Source organism: Kiloniella sp. (genome assembly GCF_048259265.1).
GTDB lineage: Bacteria > Pseudomonadota > Alphaproteobacteria > Kiloniellales > Kiloniellaceae > Kiloniella.
In genome coordinates this window covers 168548-184490 of the sequence record NZ_JBLXHT010000003.1, presented here as the reverse complement: position 1 = coordinate 184490, position 15943 = coordinate 168548, and the positions used below count along the sequence as shown (strand labels likewise).

At 45.5% G+C, this 15943-nt stretch carries 16 protein-coding genes; 5 read left to right on the top strand and 11 right to left on the bottom strand.

Translation table 11 applies throughout. The features are described from left to right. The first annotated feature begins 33 nt into the window (after positions 1-33). Positions 34-240, top strand: coding sequence for a SlyX family protein (locus ACN0QW_RS06910; RefSeq protein ID WP_299373335.1), 207 nt, complete (start codon positions 34-36; stop codon positions 238-240). Between the two features lie 56 nt (positions 241-296). Here ACN0QW_RS06910 and ACN0QW_RS06905 read toward each other — a convergent pair whose 3' ends face one another. The 3 genes from ACN0QW_RS06905 to ACN0QW_RS06895 all read right to left on the bottom strand — a co-directional run bounded on the left by ACN0QW_RS06905 (position 297) and on the right by ACN0QW_RS06895 (position 2294). Further along, positions 297-737, bottom strand: a complete 441-nt coding sequence (locus tag ACN0QW_RS06905; RefSeq protein WP_417429977.1) for a GNAT family N-acetyltransferase — start codon at positions 735-737, stop codon at positions 297-299. A 35-nt stretch (positions 738-772) separates the two neighbouring features. Then, a complete protein-coding gene (locus ACN0QW_RS06900; RefSeq protein ID WP_417429975.1) occupies positions 773-1804 on the bottom strand; it encodes a diguanylate cyclase in 1032 nt (343 codons plus the stop codon). A gap of 151 nt (positions 1805-1955) precedes the next feature. Beyond that, positions 1956-2294 carry a DUF2794 domain-containing protein gene (locus ACN0QW_RS06895; protein ID WP_417429973.1) on the bottom strand — a complete coding sequence of 113 codons (339 nt, stop codon included), beginning with the start codon at positions 2292-2294 and terminating at the stop codon, positions 1956-1958. Positions 2295-2396: 102 nt separating this feature from the next. On the opposite strand from ACN0QW_RS06895, the gene ACN0QW_RS06890 reads away from it, so the two are divergent. Continuing rightward, positions 2397-3776 carry an NAD(P)/FAD-dependent oxidoreductase gene (locus ACN0QW_RS06890; protein ID WP_417429971.1) on the top strand — a complete coding sequence of 460 codons (1380 nt, stop codon included), beginning with the start codon at positions 2397-2399 and terminating at the stop codon, positions 3774-3776. Between the two features lie 12 nt (positions 3777-3788). Here ACN0QW_RS06890 and ACN0QW_RS06885 read toward each other — a convergent pair whose 3' ends face one another. Further along, positions 3789-4166 carry a hypothetical protein gene (locus tag ACN0QW_RS06885; RefSeq protein ID WP_417429969.1) on the bottom strand — a complete coding sequence of 126 codons (378 nt, stop codon included), beginning with the start codon at positions 4164-4166 and terminating at the stop codon, positions 3789-3791. A gap of 259 nt (positions 4167-4425) precedes the next feature. Between ACN0QW_RS06885 and ACN0QW_RS06880 the strand changes: the two genes are divergently transcribed. The 3 genes from ACN0QW_RS06880 to der are packed head-to-tail and all read left to right on the top strand — an operon-like array spanning position 4426 to position 7930. Beyond that, positions 4426-5067, top strand: a complete 642-nt coding sequence (locus tag ACN0QW_RS06880) for a tetratricopeptide repeat protein (RefSeq protein ID WP_417429967.1) — start codon at positions 4426-4428, stop codon at positions 5065-5067. 17 nt (positions 5068-5084) lie between these two features. Further along, complete coding sequence (locus ACN0QW_RS06875) at positions 5085-6407, top strand: PQQ-binding-like beta-propeller repeat protein (protein WP_417429965.1); 1323 nt, start codon at positions 5085-5087, stop codon at positions 6405-6407. A gap of 38 nt (positions 6408-6445) precedes the next feature. Next, the gene (der, locus tag ACN0QW_RS06870) at positions 6446-7930 is read left to right on the top strand and encodes a ribosome biogenesis GTPase Der (protein WP_417429963.1); all 1485 of its coding nucleotides are present in this window, start codon (positions 6446-6448) and stop codon (positions 7928-7930) included. A 58-nt stretch (positions 7931-7988) separates the two neighbouring features. Here the strand turns inward: der and ACN0QW_RS06865 are convergent, their stop codons facing one another. The 7 genes from ACN0QW_RS06865 to ACN0QW_RS06835 form a co-directional block, all read right to left on the bottom strand. Next, positions 7989-8711 carry an SDR family NAD(P)-dependent oxidoreductase gene (locus ACN0QW_RS06865; RefSeq protein WP_299373307.1) on the bottom strand — a complete coding sequence of 241 codons (723 nt, stop codon included), beginning with the start codon at positions 8709-8711 and terminating at the stop codon, positions 7989-7991. 10 nt (positions 8712-8721) lie between these two features. Next, positions 8722-10179, bottom strand: a complete 1458-nt coding sequence (gene purF / locus ACN0QW_RS06860) for an amidophosphoribosyltransferase (RefSeq protein ID WP_417429961.1) — start codon at positions 10177-10179, stop codon at positions 8722-8724. Between the two features lie 34 nt (positions 10180-10213). Beyond that, positions 10214-10903, bottom strand: a complete 690-nt coding sequence (locus ACN0QW_RS06855) for a CvpA family protein (RefSeq protein WP_417429959.1) — start codon at positions 10901-10903, stop codon at positions 10214-10216. Between the two features lie 22 nt (positions 10904-10925). Further along, on the bottom strand, positions 10926-12338 hold the full coding sequence (radA, locus tag ACN0QW_RS06850; protein WP_417429957.1) for a DNA repair protein RadA: 1413 nt from the start codon (positions 12336-12338) through the stop codon (positions 10926-10928). Between the two features lie 81 nt (positions 12339-12419). Next, positions 12420-13220, bottom strand: a complete 801-nt coding sequence (locus ACN0QW_RS06845; protein WP_417429955.1) for an ABC transporter ATP-binding protein — start codon at positions 13218-13220, stop codon at positions 12420-12422. Beyond that, complete coding sequence (locus ACN0QW_RS06840) at positions 13217-13990, bottom strand: MlaE family ABC transporter permease (RefSeq protein WP_417429953.1); 774 nt, start codon at positions 13988-13990, stop codon at positions 13217-13219. The genes ACN0QW_RS06845 and ACN0QW_RS06840 overlap by 4 nt, the downstream gene beginning before the upstream one ends. Positions 13991-14258: 268 nt before the next feature. Then, positions 14259-15785 (bottom strand): replicative DNA helicase, encoded by a 1527-nt coding sequence (locus ACN0QW_RS06835; RefSeq protein WP_299373289.1) that lies wholly within the window; start codon positions 15783-15785, stop codon positions 14259-14261. Between the last annotated feature and the right edge of the window lie 158 nt (positions 15786-15943).

Genomic DNA, 15943 nt, shown 5'->3' with positions numbered 1-15943 from the left:
TTGGGATAGAGTTCAAAGTAGAAAGAGCACGAAATGGCCGAGATAGATGATCGTATGAATGTTCTCGAAGGTTATATCGCTGAGCAGGATAAAACCATACAAGAGCTCAGTGATGTGCTGGCAGAGCAATGGCAGGTTATTGAAAAGTTGACCAAACGCCTTGAACGTTCAGAACGGGTTATTGAGCAAATTGTCAGTGGCCAAGATGATAATGTAGGGCCCGTTGGTTTTGTATCCTGATAGGGATTAGTTATCCAACAAAGAAACTGTGGCTCGGATTAAGCTGAAGAAATTCCTTACAAATATGGGCGTGAATAAAAGTTATCCCATTCTTCTGAATGAGTAAGCTCGAAACCGTGTTTTATGTAAAAGATATTGGCCTTGCTTTCTTTTAATGCACAGAGTTTCAGGGGAAGTTTTTTACTCAAGGCTATTTTAATTATTCTGTTCATAACGCTAGATCCCACACCAACACCTTGTGTGGCGGGATCTATATAAAGATGATCGAGCCAGAGGTAATTCTCTCTCGCCAGAAGAACATAAAATCCGATGATTTCGTCACCCTGTAAAACAAGTGTTGTTTTATCTGCGGTGAATTTATTCGCAAAGCGTTCACGTGCGCGCTCAGGATCGAACCGCCCGACATTTTCCAAACTCTCTCTCATTGCTCCGATACGAATTGAAATGAGCTTTTCCAAGTCTGTAGACATAGCTGTTTTGAAGGAGAGTGGCATCATAAGGTATTTATATAGCTAATCAGGGATTGTGAGTTTTAGGAAATTTCTTGTATCACGCGGTTACGGCCTTGGTCTTTTGCTCTGTAGAGTGCTTCGTCTGCACGTTGGATAAATCCTTCGAGGGATTCGCCCTTAACGTATTTTGAAACGCCAATCGAAAGGGTGATTCTGCCAAATTCTTGACCCGTTTTTTTATTTCGTAAAACTTGTTTGGCGATTTTTTCACGGATCTGGTTTGCAAGGCTTGTGGCATCGTGAAGGCTTGTGCTCGGTAAGATGCATGTAAACTCTTCCCCTCCGTACCGAGCAGGTGTGTCCTGTCCCTTCACAGCGCTTTTTAATTGGCGGGCAACAACTCTCAGGACTTCATCACCAACTCTGTGACCGAAGGTGTCGTTAAACTTCTTAAAAAGATCAATGTCCATTAGAAGCAAGCAGAGGTCGGAATTTTCTTCGTCTGCTTTTTTTGCCTCTTTATTAAGATTTGTATCAAAAAGCTTTCGATTTCCAATTTGGGTCAGTGCATCGGTTAAGGCTTCCGTTCTGACTTTTTCCAGGTTTTCCTGAAGCGTATCGATTTCACTTGATGATTTTTGTAGCTGGCTTTGAAGAATTTTATTCTTTTCTGTAATTTCGGCAGTTTCGCGCACGATTTCTTTTACAAAATTTTGTAAAGACGACGCGTTGTCTTCTCCGGCCATATCATCGGCAATGCTTGTAATCTTTTCGCCATAGGTCGCGTTATCACTTCCCGCTTCGCTGATCTGCTGGATTACCTGGGCTAACGTATCTTGTATTCTTTCTCCAGCTTCTTGCAGGTGAGCGCCATGAGTTGTGTCGGCGAGATAAAACCGCTGATACAGTTCATTACAGGTTTCTGGAGTAAACGGCTTTTTGTCTTGAATGATTTTATCGACGGCAATTTTGAGATCAGTATTTTTACCACTGACATAATCATACCAGATTGTATAATTGGGTGGGGTAGAGGGGATACCCCTTTGTACCATAATAGTGATAGCTTTCTCTGCGTAAGCTTGTGCATTTGTGAAACTATCGGCGACCAGCATTTACAGTTTTTCCTTAAAGCTTAAATGTTCTATTAAATCTAATTTACAGAGCTGACGTCTGCCTTGATTGAGGTATTTAATTAATCAGATCTGTTTTGGCGATAGAAATATTTTTTATGCTTGTATTTATTTATAGAATCCCAGGCGTTAATCAGTAGCTAACAGGATGAAGAATATTATTAAAAATTTCGAGGGCTTCGGATAAGTTTCGGGTTCTTTTTAATTTTTTATGTCCATTAAACACCGTATATTCTTCATAACGGTTTTTGTGACCCATAGACTTTACGACAGCAAATAAGGGGGTTTCATGTGCATGTCTGAAGATAGAGAAAACGGCAGAATCCCCTAACATATCAATGGCATAGTCTCGCCATTCTCCTTTGGCGACCCTTTGGCTGTAAACTGATAACAGTTGCCCTAATTCTTGTTTGTTAAAGGTGATTTGTTGAGAGGTTTTCTTCCCCTTGTTCAGGTAGTAAACAGTGGTCATTCAGCACCCAATATATAGCGAATATCCATTCTTATAGGTTGGCTGATTTTTATGAGAAGGTCCATACCTAATAGCCGAAGCATTCCGGGGCAATAAGCCTGAATGATATCAGCCAAAGATGTTGATCTATTCAGAGTTTATCCTGATATTGATTTAGCTTCTGGTAACGGTTGGTTTAACTGGTTAGTTCTGAATTGCCATCATTTATTTATAGAGAGTTGTATGTCTATTCTAAGAGAAACAAAGAAATACGATGTTGCCGTAATCGGTGGCGGTATGGTTGGTATTTCATCTGCTTTATGGCTCCAAAAGAGTGGGTATTCAGTCTGTATTATTGATCGTTGCTCCCCTGGTAACAGTACGGCCAGTGGAAGTGCGTGCACTTTTGCTGATTATGCCTGTATACCAATTAATTCTCCGTCATTGCCATTTAACGTTCCTGCCATGGTTCTGAGCAAGAATAGTCCTTTTGCCGTAAAGTGGAATTATATTTATCGGATGTTTCCTTGGCTTAGCCAGTTTATATCCCATTGTCGGCCAAAAGAAGTCACCCGCATTATTGATGCTTTGGCGGTACTGCTTTCGAAGGCTGAAAGTGGCTTGATGCCCTTAATAGAAGACGCCGGTGCGAAAGATCTTATACAACGACACGGCTGTCTTTATTTATATAATACTGAAAAAGGCTATAGAGCCGCAAATTCAGATATTCTAGCTAGGCAAGAACGAGGTGTGTCCCTTCGTGAAGTCGAGGCCGGTGAAATATATGAACTGGAACCAAGCCTGACGAACATATTTTATAAGGGAGTGTTTTTTGATAAATCGTTTCAGTTTTTGTATCCAGGGAAATTGATTGAGCGATTAACAGAGCATTTTGTAAGTCAAGGAGGGGCCGTTCTTCTGGAAAATGTTAAAAAACTGGAAAGTTCTGGTGATCAAAACGTGCGCGTCCAGTGCGAAAATGTGGAGTTTCTCGTTCAAAAAAGTGTTGTCGCGGCAGGTGCGTATTCACTGGATTTGCTTCCTTCTCTTGTTGGGAAGATGCCGTTGGATACAGAACGTGGTTACCACATTATGCTCAGTGCACAGAACACGTCTCTTAGCCGTCCTGTCGGGTGGGCAGAAAAAGGGTTTTATATGACACCATTGAGCGATCAGGTACGTATAGCGGGTACTGTGGAGCTTGGTGGGTTACAAAAGGATTATACTGAAAGTTTGATGAACTATCTGGAAAGAACGGCTAAAATAGCACTACCAGACTTGGGAGTACGTCAGAGTGAATGGCTTGGGTTTCGACCATCAATGCCAGATGCGTTACCTGTGATTGGCCCTTCCCCACAAAACAAGAACATCATACTCGCTTTTGGACACCAGCATGTAGGATTAACCCTAGGTGGGATTACAGGAAAAGTAGTTTCTTCAATAGTCGAAGGAAAGAGGCCATCGTTTGATCTTTCCCCATATAGTCCAAAGCGGTTTGCCTAATCACTTAGCGCGTTAATTCCCTGATGCTACGTTTGATGGTGGCGTTTGTTTACTATGGTATATCGTTGTTTGTGAGCTAGCTTCCTGATAGGGGCTTTCATAGCAGGTCACACCGCCGATATTACGGTAGCAATACAAGTTTTCGTAACCAGAATTAGCCAACCCATTTTCCATCTGTTCGTCTCTGCAATAGGGTTCACCTTTTGACGAATAAACAATGGAACAGTCTTTAGCCATTGCCCAGCTAACAAAATGGTCTGTGATGGTTTTATCTGTATGGACAAGTGTCCCAACGCTGGCCGCGGCTGTTACGGGGTCCGTTAAGCTACATCCGGCTAACGAGATTGCCGCGGTAATACTTATCAATAATGCACTTAAGAGACGTTTCATAATTTTGCCTAGTTTAAAGCCGATCATTAGGTCGGTAATATACCTATTTGCGAAGTCTACGGCATCTTCGTAAATAATTTATTAGGAAATTAGACGATGATCTTCGATGGTGTGCCTTCTTATTTGATGATTGCGATTGTTGTAAGGGTAAAGTTTCTATATAAAGTTCAACGAATTTCGAGTGATGACTGATTAGTCGCGGGCTTTGAAAAAAGTTTTGCGCTAATGGCGGTACGCCAAAACGAGGGATAATTAATTCGTGGCTGATATTTTTCAGGAAGTTGAAGAAGATCTGAAACGTGAACGCGTTGAAGTTCTTTGGAAAAGATATGGTAAGTGGGCGATTGGTGCAGCTGTTCTTGTCGTTGCGGCAACAGCTGGTTTCCAAGGCTGGGAAAGTTATAAAAGCACAGTGCAAGCCGAAAAATCAGCAATTTTTGCATCGGCATTGGAATTGTCCCAGGCTGGTAAAGCTGATGAAGCAGAGAAGGTGTTAACACCTTTGGCTCAAAGTGATGATGGTTACGGGACGTTGGCTCGCTTTGAACAGGCCCGTCTTCTTGTCGAAGCTGGCGACACCACAGCTGCGGTTAAGGTTTGGGATGAGATTGCGGCAAGCAGTCCACCACTCTCTACGCTAAAAGATGTGGCTTCTTTACTCGCGGCGATGCATTTGGTTGCAGATGGTGATCTTGCTGATGTGAAGCAACGCTTGGCCGGTTTAGCTGTTGCAAACGGGGCATTCCGTTATAGTGCTATTGAACTACAGGCTATTGTTGCTTTACGCGAAGGTGACAACACAGCAGCTAAAGCACTTTTTCAACAGCTTATTGATGATGTTGATACACCAAATGGAATCAAAAGTCGCTCTGGTCAAATACTAGAGAGCTTGGCGGAGTAAAATAGATGGGGATGGGGATGCGTAAAAGCCTGTTGATACTTGGTCTGGGCTTTGTTCTTTCTGGGTGCAGTTTGGCCGATGAGTGGTGGGGCGAAGACGAAGCTCCGCCTTTACCTGGTGCACGTATTTCTATTCAATCTGTTGATAAAGGGTTACAGGCTGATCCATCAATAAGCGACCAGCGGATTGTATTGCCCAAACCTTTCATGAATAGCTATTGGACTCATAATGGTGGCAACCCTGCCCATGCAATGTTCCATCTTTCTTTAGGGGATCTACCCCGAGAAAGCTGGAGTGATGATATTGGTGAAGAAAGCGATGGCGATGAGCTGATCCTCGCTCAACCGCTTGTTGTCGAATCTGTTCTCTTTACAATGGATTCCCGTTCGACGGTAAAGGCCTATGATCGCCTGACGGGTCGAGTTTACTGGGAAAAAGATCTTGATCCGCATGATGAAGATGATGGTTTCTTCGGGGGCGGTATTGCCTATGCGGATGGTCGAATTTTTGTTTCTACTGGGTTTGCTAGGATTTTTGCTCTGGATGTCCGTTCTGGTGATGTCATTTGGTCTCAGGATGCACCTGCTCCGATCAGGGCTGCTCCAACAGTCAACGGCGGCCGTGTTTTCATTGTAACGCTTGATAACCAAACCCTGTCTCTTGCTGCTGATGATGGCCGTCGTTTATGGAGCCATATCGGTCTTCAATCTGAAACCAGCTTGCTTGGTGGTGCGAGCCCCGCAATTGCCGGACGTAAACTGGTGGTGCCTTATTCTTCAGGCGAGATTGTTGCCATTGACGTGATCGAAGGGGACGAGGAATGGAACCTGAACCTTTCTTCTGTCAAAAAGACTGACCCGTTGACCGATCTCGCTCATATTAAAGCGATGCCAGTTATTGACAGAGACAGGGTAATTGCCATAAGTCACTCTGGTCGGATGGTTGCTATTGATCTCAAGGAAGGTGTACGTCTTTGGGATACCGATATTGGTGGTGTACAGATGCCATGGGTTGCGGGTGAGTTTATTTATGTTTTGACGAATGACTCGCAGATTGCGGCTGTCAGAAGGCAAGATGGCCGTATTCGCTGGATCCAGTCTTTACCACGTTTTGCCGATCCCGAAGATCGTAAAGGGTTGATTGCATGGCAAGGCCCCGTATTGGCAAGTGACCGTTTGATTATTGCTGGATCTCATGGCGAGGCAATTTCTTTATCACCCTATACCGGCGATATCCTCGGATATCTTGAGCTTCCTGACGGAGCTGCTATGCCTCCGGTTGTTGTTGGGAATAGCTTGTATTTCCTGACTGCTGAAGCAGAAATTATCGCGATGCAATAAGCCCTAGGGGCTAAAGCGCGAGAAGAAAGACAAACAAAATGACTTTTACGGTCGCTATTGTAGGGCGTCCCAATGTGGGCAAATCTACACTCTTTAATCGACTTGTTGGAAAACGGCTCGCTCTTGTTGATGATCAACCTGGGGTAACCCGGGATCGAAGAGAAGGTGATGCCTATCTTTTTGATTGTCGGTTTCGAATTATTGATACTGCAGGTTTAGAAGAAGCTTTTGATGGCAGTCTGGAAGCGCGTATGCGCAGGCAAACTGAACGTGCTGTTGAAGACGCTGATCTTGTTATTATGGTTATTGATGCCCGTGTGGGTGTTATGCCAATTGATGAGCATTTTGCAAAATACCTTCGCCGTGGAAAAACACCTATCGCGTTGATGGCAAACAAGTGCGAGGGCAGGGTAGGCGAACAGGGGCTTATGGAAGCCTATTCATTAGGTCTTGGTGAGCCTATTCCATTTTCTGCCGAACATGGTTTGGGCAGCAGTGATCTCTATGATGTTGTCAAAGAGCATATGACACGTGCCGCGGAATCAAAGGCATCGTCAGAAGTATTTGAGAAGTCAAAAGCAGATTCAGGTTCGCCAAATAGTCTAGATGATGAAGCCCAATCCGAAGATCAGGATAATTTAGACGAAGATGAATACTCTGAGGACGAATTAGAGGTTTTGGAAGATGATGAGGCCGAGCGCGGACCTCTGCAGCTTGCCATTGTCGGACGCCCGAACGTTGGTAAATCTACGCTAATCAATAAGCTGATTGATGAAGACAGGTTGTTGACGGGTCCTGAAGCGGGGATCACACGGGATGCAATTTCCATTGAATGGGAATATCGGGGAAAGCCCCTTAAACTTGTTGATACAGCAGGGCTTCGCCGTCGATCTAAAATCGAAGATAAAGTGGAAAAGCTTTCTGCTTCTGATACCATTCGTGCTTTGAAATATGCACAGGTTGTTGCTCTGGTTTTGGACGCTGATGGTGTCTTGGAAAAACAGGATTTAACGATCGCCCGAACGGTAATTGATGAGGGGCGTGCCCTTATTATCGTTGTGAATAAATGGGATACCTGTAAAGACAAAGATGAAGTTATGCAGCTGGTGAAAGATCGCCTTCAAACATCGCTGCCACAGGTCAAAGGCATTCCTGTCGTGACAATATCTGCCCTTAAGGGGCACAAGCTGAATAAGATGTTGGATACTGTCTTTGATATTTATGATATCTGGAATATTCGTTTGCCAACAGCTGGTCTAAACAGATGGCTTGCAGAGTTGATTGAACGCCATCCGCCGCCTGCGCCGGGTGGACGACGCATCAAGTTGAAATACATTACGCAGGCCCGGACACGGCCACCAACTTTTGCGATTTCCTGTTCCTTGCCAGAGGATCTTCCTGCATCCTATACAAGGTTTTTGGAGAACAATCTCCGTGAAACCTTTGATATGCCAGGGGTTCCCCTTCGTATGCATATGAAAAAGGGAGATAATCCCTATGCAGGTAAGAAAAAGAAGACTTAAAAGGTAATAAAAAAAAGGCTCCGGTAAGGAGCCTTTTTTGGTAAGTAGTCAGGGCAAGCTATTCTTCTCTGATATCAATAAACTGTCCATTCAAGGTACAGTCGACAGAAGCCAGATCAACAAAAGTATCAGTGATCTCTTCTGGTGCTCTGAGTGTCATAGGGTCTTCGCCGGGGAAAGCTTTTTCCCGCATTGTTGTTCTGATTGGTCCGGGTGAAATCAAATTAGCTTTGACGTTCGTTTTCTCAATTTCACAGGCATAGGACTGAACCAATGTATTCAGTGCAGCTTTAGAGGCTTTATAAAGACTCCAATAGGCTTTGGCTGTTGATCCTGTCGTGACAAAGATAGCTCGACCTGCGTCTGATTTCTTTAGCAAAGGGTCAAGACTTCTGATGAGACGATAGTTCGCGGTGACATTGATATCAAAAGTCTCTTGCCAAATCTTGGGTTTGATATGACCAATGGGGGATAGAGGACCAAGCGATCCTGCATTTCCAACGAGAATATCAAGCTTGCCATAGCGATCGTATAGTGATGCGCCTAGTTGATCTAGGCCATCCATGTTTTTAAGATCATGCGGAATGAGGATAGGGTTTTTACCACCTTCAGAGCGAATCTCATCATCAATTTCTTCAAGAGCACCAACTGTTCTGGCCATGAGCAAGAGTTGAGCCCCTTCTTGTGCAAAGCGTTTGGCAACAGCGCGTCCAATACCACGAGACGCACCTGTAATAAGTGCGATCCGGCCTTCAAGCCGCCCGTTATCTGCATTCTTCATGAAAAACGTCCTACCCGGCTTTTTTTGATTGCATAAATCTTGGCACGTCAACGACGTGATCTTTATAGTCGTCGATCTGAGTTGGATAGTGCCCAGTAAAAGGTGCATCACAATACTGAGGTGCTTCTGGATTACGCCCTTCTTTGCCCATCGCACGGTACATACCGTCAATGGTTAAGAATGCGAGGCTATCAACACCAATATGCTTGGCCATTTCTTCCAGATCCATTTGGGCAGCAAGCAACTCTTTGGATTGTGAAATATCAATGCCATAGAAATATGGATATCCAATCGGCGGAGAGGCGATGCGCATGTGGACTTCTTTCGCGCCAGCAGCTTTTACCATCTCGACGATCTTGATAGAGGTCGTTCCGCGCACCAGCGAATCATCTACAAGAATGACGCGTTTGCCTTTAAGAACGGCTTTGTTTGCATTGTGCTTCAGCTTTACGCCAAGATTGCGGATCTGTTGGCCTGGTTCAATAAAGGTCCGGCCGACATAGTGATTTCGAATTATGCCGAGTTCAAAAGGAACACCGGATTCTTGTGAATAGCCGATCGCGGCGGGAACACCTGAATCCGGAACCGGAACAACAACATCTGATTCTACATGACTTTCTTGTGCCAGCTCTTTCCCAATGTTTTTACGTGCATCGTAAACACTGACACCATCAATGACTGAATCTGGCCGGGCAAAATAGATATATTCGAAAATACATGTTTGTTGACGTGTTGGCGGAAAGGGACGCAGGGACTGAACACCGTCATCGTTAATGACAATCATTTCACCGGGATCAACATCCCGAATGAAGTTGGCCCCGATAATGTCCAGAGCACAGGTCTCGGAGGCGACGACATAACCGCCCTCTAGTTCGCCAAGAACCAAAGGTCTGATCCCATGGGGGTCGCGGACGGCGATAACGCCTTCTTTCGTCATGCATAGAAGGGCGTAGGCACCCTCAATACGCTGAATGGCATCAGTAACTTTGCCAACAATGGTATCCTGAATAGAGGTTGCGACGAGGTGTAAAATCACCTCAGTGTCCATTGTTGACTGAAAGATGGAGCCACGCATGACCAATTGGTCTCGTATTTTTTGAGAGTTTGTCAGATTTCCATTATGGCAAAGTGCAAATCCGCCATCGTGAAGGTCGGCAAAGAGGGGTTGTACGTTCCGTAAAGCTGTTTCGCCAGTAGTAGAATAGCGCGTGTGCCCGATAGATACATGCCCCTTCAGGCGTTCGATAACTTCCTGTGATGAAAAGTTGTCGCCGACATGCCCCAGGGCACGATGGTTATAAAATTCACTACCATCATAGCTGATGATGCCAGCCGCTTCTTGTCCTCGATGCTGCAGAGCATGAAGGCCAAGAGTAACAAGAGCCGCAGCCCCTTCGTGTCCATGCACGGCATAAACACCGCATTCTTCGTGGAGCTTATCATCATCATGAAAATCTTCGAGTGTCATGGCTTTCGCTTTCCTGAACTCAGTAATAAATCCGTTATTCGCTGCCACTTACGGCATCTATGGTCTTTTGCATTTGTGAACGCATCTCATCATTATAGCCAGAAGCATCTTCGCTATCTGATGAGGATTTTGATTCCGGGCTTATCAAACGTTGATAAGTTTGTGTCGCATTATAGGTTTGTCGGGCGGCCTCAGCCTGCTTGAGAACCTGTCTAATGGTCTCATTATGAAATTTTTCAGGTAAAGCTTTTACTAAGATTGCTGAAGCTTGCTGAATCGAGGGGCGTGTTTTTGCCCGTTGAACATCGTCTGGCCAGCCCTCTTTTTCTGGCATGAGAAATACAAAGAGTGCAATCCAGGTTATACTGACAATTATTCCACCGCGTACTAGCCCGAATAGAAAACCGAGCGAGCGGTCAAGAGGACCAAATGTGCTTTCCCGGACATGTCGACAGATAGCTCTGATCATTACCATGAAAAGGCCAAGGGTAATCACAAAAAGAGCAAACCCGGTGACGATTTCAGCAACAAAGGGGATGTTAATAAATTGCTGTACGTAGGGTAGTAGAGGATGGAATGTCCAAAGGGTGACAAAGCCTGCACCAATCCATGATGCTACAGATAGGACTTCGTGCACGAAACCCCGAAACAGAGCAAAGAGACCTGAGACGACAATGATGCCAATTACAGCGACATCGAAGAGTGAGATGGGTAAGTTTTCCATCAATACCTAACAATTTTGCCGGTTAGCCACCCGCAGTTTTCTTGACTGATTTAGCCGCAAACAATGCAACCAGATCCTGCAGATGTTCAATCTGTCTTGTATCTAACCCCGAAGCGGCCTTATTACAATTCTTCTTTGCACGAATAGGCGGAATTATTGCATTTTTAAAACCAAGCTTTGTGGCTTCTTTTAACCTGCTTTCAGATTGGTTGACGGCCCTGATTTCACCTGAAAGGCCAATTTCCCCAAATACAACAGTATCTTCGGGGACGGGAATGTCCATGGCTGCTGAAATTAAAGCGGCAGCAACGGCCATATCTGCTGCTGGTTCTCCGATCCGCAGACCCCCGGCAACATTTAGATAAACTTCATTCCCGGCGAGTACGAGACCGCATCTCGCTTCTAGAACAGCGAGGATCATTGCCAATCGACCAGAATCCCAACCGACAACTGCGCGTCTTGGGTTTGCCTGTTGTGAGGGAGAGACAAGTGCTTGTATTTCGACGAGAACTGGGCGCGTGCCTTCCAGCCCTGCAAAAACGGCTGCGCCTGTAACATTGCCACGCCGTTCTGCAAGAAAGAGCGCTGAGGGATTTGAAACTTGCTCAAGTCCTTGTTCTGACATCTCGAAGACGCCAATTTCATCCGTTGGGCCAAAACGGTTTTTTACGGCGCGCAAGATTCTGAAATGATGTCCGCGTTCCCCTTCAAAAGTAAGAACGGTATCAACCATGTGTTCCAGAACTTTCGGCCCGGCAATGACGCCTTCTTTTGTAACGTGACCAACCAGTAAAACGCTAAAGCTCCGTGCCTTGGCCAGTTGGATCAGTTCTTGGGCCGATGCCCGCACTTGAGAGACTGTTCCGGGGGCAGAATCCAGGCTGTCCACAAACATTGTTTGTATAGAATCGATAACGACAACTTGTGGAGCGTCATGTTCATCAAGTGTGGTGGCGATGTCACGAACAGACGTTGCCGAGGCGAGTAGAAAATCATCGCCTTTCAAACCCAGACGACGGGCTCTCAGACGGACCTGATCAATGGCTTCTTCGCCAGAGATGTAAACACACTTAACACCTGCGCTTGTTGTGAGGGCTGCTAATATCTGGGTGAGAAGCGTTGATTTCCCAATGCCTGGGTCTCCACCGATCAAAACGGCTGAGCCTGGAACGAGCCCGCCACCACAAACTCGATCGAATTCAAGGTTTTTACTGATCATTCTGGGAACGGGCTTGCTTGTACCCTCTAGGCTAACAAACTCAATTTGTTTGCCTTTGCGAACATTCTTTTTACCAAGGCCACCAGGAACGGGAGATGATGATCCTGCTTCTTCGGTTATAGAGTTCCACTCGCCACAGGAATCACATTTCCCTGACCATTTTGCATAGTCAGCACCGCAGGACTGACAAACGTAGCGAATTATGGGGCGGGCCAAAGGGATCTCCTGAATTTATCGTGGTGCCATTTTTAATTTACCCGATTTAAGACAGGCTTGATAAGGGTATTAGGCTGTTGGTCAATCATTATGGGCAAGGCTGACTTTTATCGGTCCGTCTAATAATCCATTTATAAATTGATGAACAAAAGGATTATCAGTTTTCTCGAGTTCCTCTGTAGGGCCAACCCATGTGATCTTGCCATCATAGAGCATGGCGATACGATCAGAAATTCGTTTTGCTGAATCCATATCGTGCGTAATTGTAAGGCCCGTTGCGCCAAGTTCTTTAACCGACTTGACGATCAATTGATCAATGACATCGCCCATGACAGGGTCTAGACCCGTTGTTGGTTCATCAAAGAACAGGGTCTCTGGTGTTGTCGCAATGGCGCGTGCAAGTCCAACCCTCTTTTTCATACCGCTCGAAAGTTCGGCTGGAAACTTAGCTGCAAACCGTTCCCCCAATCCAACTGCGGATAGTTTTTCAAGGGCGATACGATGTGCCTCTTTTTTAGGAACACGGTGAGCTTGGATCAAACCGAATGCAACATTATCGAGGATGGTGAGTGAATCAAAAAGGGCGGCATATTGAAAAAGCATGCCAAACTTTCGGCGTACCTTTTCCATGTCATCACTGTTGAGGCCAACGATGTTTTGTCCATTGATCTCTACAGTTCCAGCATCAGGCCGTAATAGACCTAGTATGCACTTTAACAGCACAGATTTTCCTGTTCCCGAGCCTCCTATGACAACAAGGGATTCACCTGCGTAAACATCCAGATCCAGATTGTTGAGGATGACTTTGGGGCCAAAGGCTTTGGTCAGTCCCCTGATCTTTATTCTGATGTCCTTGCCGGGTATATCTGTTTTGTTGCTCATATTGAGAAAAACAACTCAGTTATGATATAGTTGAAGGTGAGAATGAGGATAGAAGCGGATACAACCGCGTTTGTGGTCGCTGCGCCCACGCCTTGTGCGCCACCTCTTGAATGGAAACCGTGGTAACACCCCATCAAGGTAATAATAAATCCAAAGGCTGCTGCTTTGACAAGGCCAGAGATAACATCAAGATTTTCCATGAAATCAATGGTGTTCTTGATGTAAGTTGCCGGGTTAAAACCAAGCTTGTGTACGGAAACGAGATATCCCCCGAAAACACCAATTGTATCTGCAACAAGTACGAGGAGGGGAAGCGTTAACACCCCTGCGATAACACGGGGAGCAATAAGGTATTTAAAAGGGTTTGTTGCTAGGGTGTATAGGGCGTCGATTTGTTCTGTAACCCGCATCGTACCAATTTCGGCAGCCATGGCGGCGCCGACGCGACCAGCAACCATCAAACCGGCTAACACAGGGCCAAGTTCACGGGTGATCGAAACGATAACGACGTTTGGGATCGCGCTTTCAGCAGAAAAACGCGCGAAACCAGTGTAACTTTGCAGCGCGAGAACCATGCCGGTGAAGATTGCGGTCAGACCAACGACGGGGAGTGAATAATATCCAACCTCGATCATCTGCTTCAGGATAAGCTTCGGATAGAAGGGGGGCCGAAAGCAATGCGAAATTGCTGTTCCAGCAAAAATAGAAAGACGCCCGATAATCTCCAAAAAACGTAGAGTAAGATTACCAAGAGGTTGAAGAATGGGCATACATTTTACCGTTATGAACAGAGATTGAGATGATTAAATTGAGATCTATTGAAAAGCTGTTGAATCAGACTGTAACGAGTATTGAGCTTGATTTGTCCAGAATTTCCTTCCCCCAAGGATTTATCCGCTTCACTATTAAAGGCAACTTTATTTGCGAACGTGCGATTAGAAAATTGCCTCTAATAGGGTAGGCACAATACCTAAGGTCTTCTTTTGCGTCAATCTAGGCCAGTGCAAAGTGTTGGGTTATTTGTATTAATCAGAGAAATTAATAGCTTTCAGGAAGTTGGTCTTCCTCTGCCAGGTCAGAGAATTTCGTAAACTCGCCATTAAAGTGGAGTTCAACAGAGCCAATAGGGCCGTGACGTTGTTTACCGACAATCATCTCGGCTTTGTTTCTGGCTGCATCCAGACGTGCTTCGTGATTGGCCAGTTTTTCGTGAAATCTATCGGTTGAATCATCGGCACCTTGTCCCGGTTTTTCACGGGCAATGTAATATTCATCACGATAGAGGAAGATCACAACATCAGCATCCTGTTCAATCGAACCGGATTCACGAAGGTCAGAGAGCTGGGGACGTTTGTCTTCGCGTTGTTCTGTTTGACGGGAAAGCTGGGAAAGCGCGATGACGGGTACATTCATCTCTTTCGCAATCCCTTTCAGGCCACGTGAAATTTCTGAAACTTCCTGAACACGGCTATCGCTTTTGCCGCCGGGAGCACCTGACATCAGCTGTAGGTAATCGACGATAATAATATCCAAACCATGTTGTCTTTTCAGACGCCTGACACGATTTCGAAGCCCCGGTATTGTCAGGTTCGGTGTGTCATCAATAAAGAGCTTATAGTTGGATAGGGCACGACTGATCTGAAAGACGTGCTCGAACTGATCTTCAGTTAGCTCACCTTTACGCATTAAATGCGATGGTGTTTCCGCCGCAGAAGACAAAATCCTGCTCGCCAGCTGATCTGCTGACATCTCCAATGAAAAGAAAGCAACTGACATCGGAATGTCGACTTCATCGCCTTCGGCATTGTGCCCGGATTTGGTTGCTTGCGCGATGTTAAAGGCGATGTTTGTTACAAAGGCGGTTTTACCCATGGACGGGCGAGCGGCCAGGATAATCAGATCAGAATGGTGGAAGCCACCAAGAAGTTTATCAACATCACGCAGACCGCTTGAGACGCCGGAAATACCATCGCCCTGTTTCATGGCAACATCGATGTAATTCATTGATGTTGCAAGCGCATCAGCGAATGATACGAAGCCACCTTCGGTCTGACCTTCTTCTGCCAAACGATAGAGCTTTTGCTCTGCGCCCTCAATTTGCTGGGTCGCAGAAAGTTCTAACTCATGTGTGTGGGCATGATTGACGACCTCTTCGCCAAGATCAATTAACTCTCTACGGATATAGAGGTCGTGAATAATCTTGCCGTATTCAGACGCATTGATGATTGTAACAACGTTGCTTTGAAGCTCAGCCAGGTAGCTCGTGCCGCCCAACTCTTCCAAGTTACCGTTGCTTGCAAAAAAGTTCTTTAGAGTCGTAGCGTTTGCCAGCTGTCCGCGTTCAATGAGTGTTTTGCAGGCATGATAAATCTCAGCATGAGCAGGATCAGCAAAATGAACAGGAAGGAGGAAATCAGAGATTCTTTCAAAAGCTTTGTTGTTAGACAGTACTGCGCCTAACAGAGCTTGCTCAACCTCGTAATTATGAGGAGGAGAGCGGAGTTCTTGTCCATCATCAAAGGGGATGTCTGAAACATCAAAGGGAGGAATCGCGTGATCTTCCATGGCCTCGAATCTAGAAAATTATTATCAACAAGCGCTTGATCATACCTGTTTTTTGTTCCCTGTTTAGGGCAAAAAAAGAGCGCAGAGGAATGTAGCTCTTTAGGGATGAGAAGTACAGGTTGTAAATGAAAACGGCACCTCGAAAGGTGCCGTCTCAT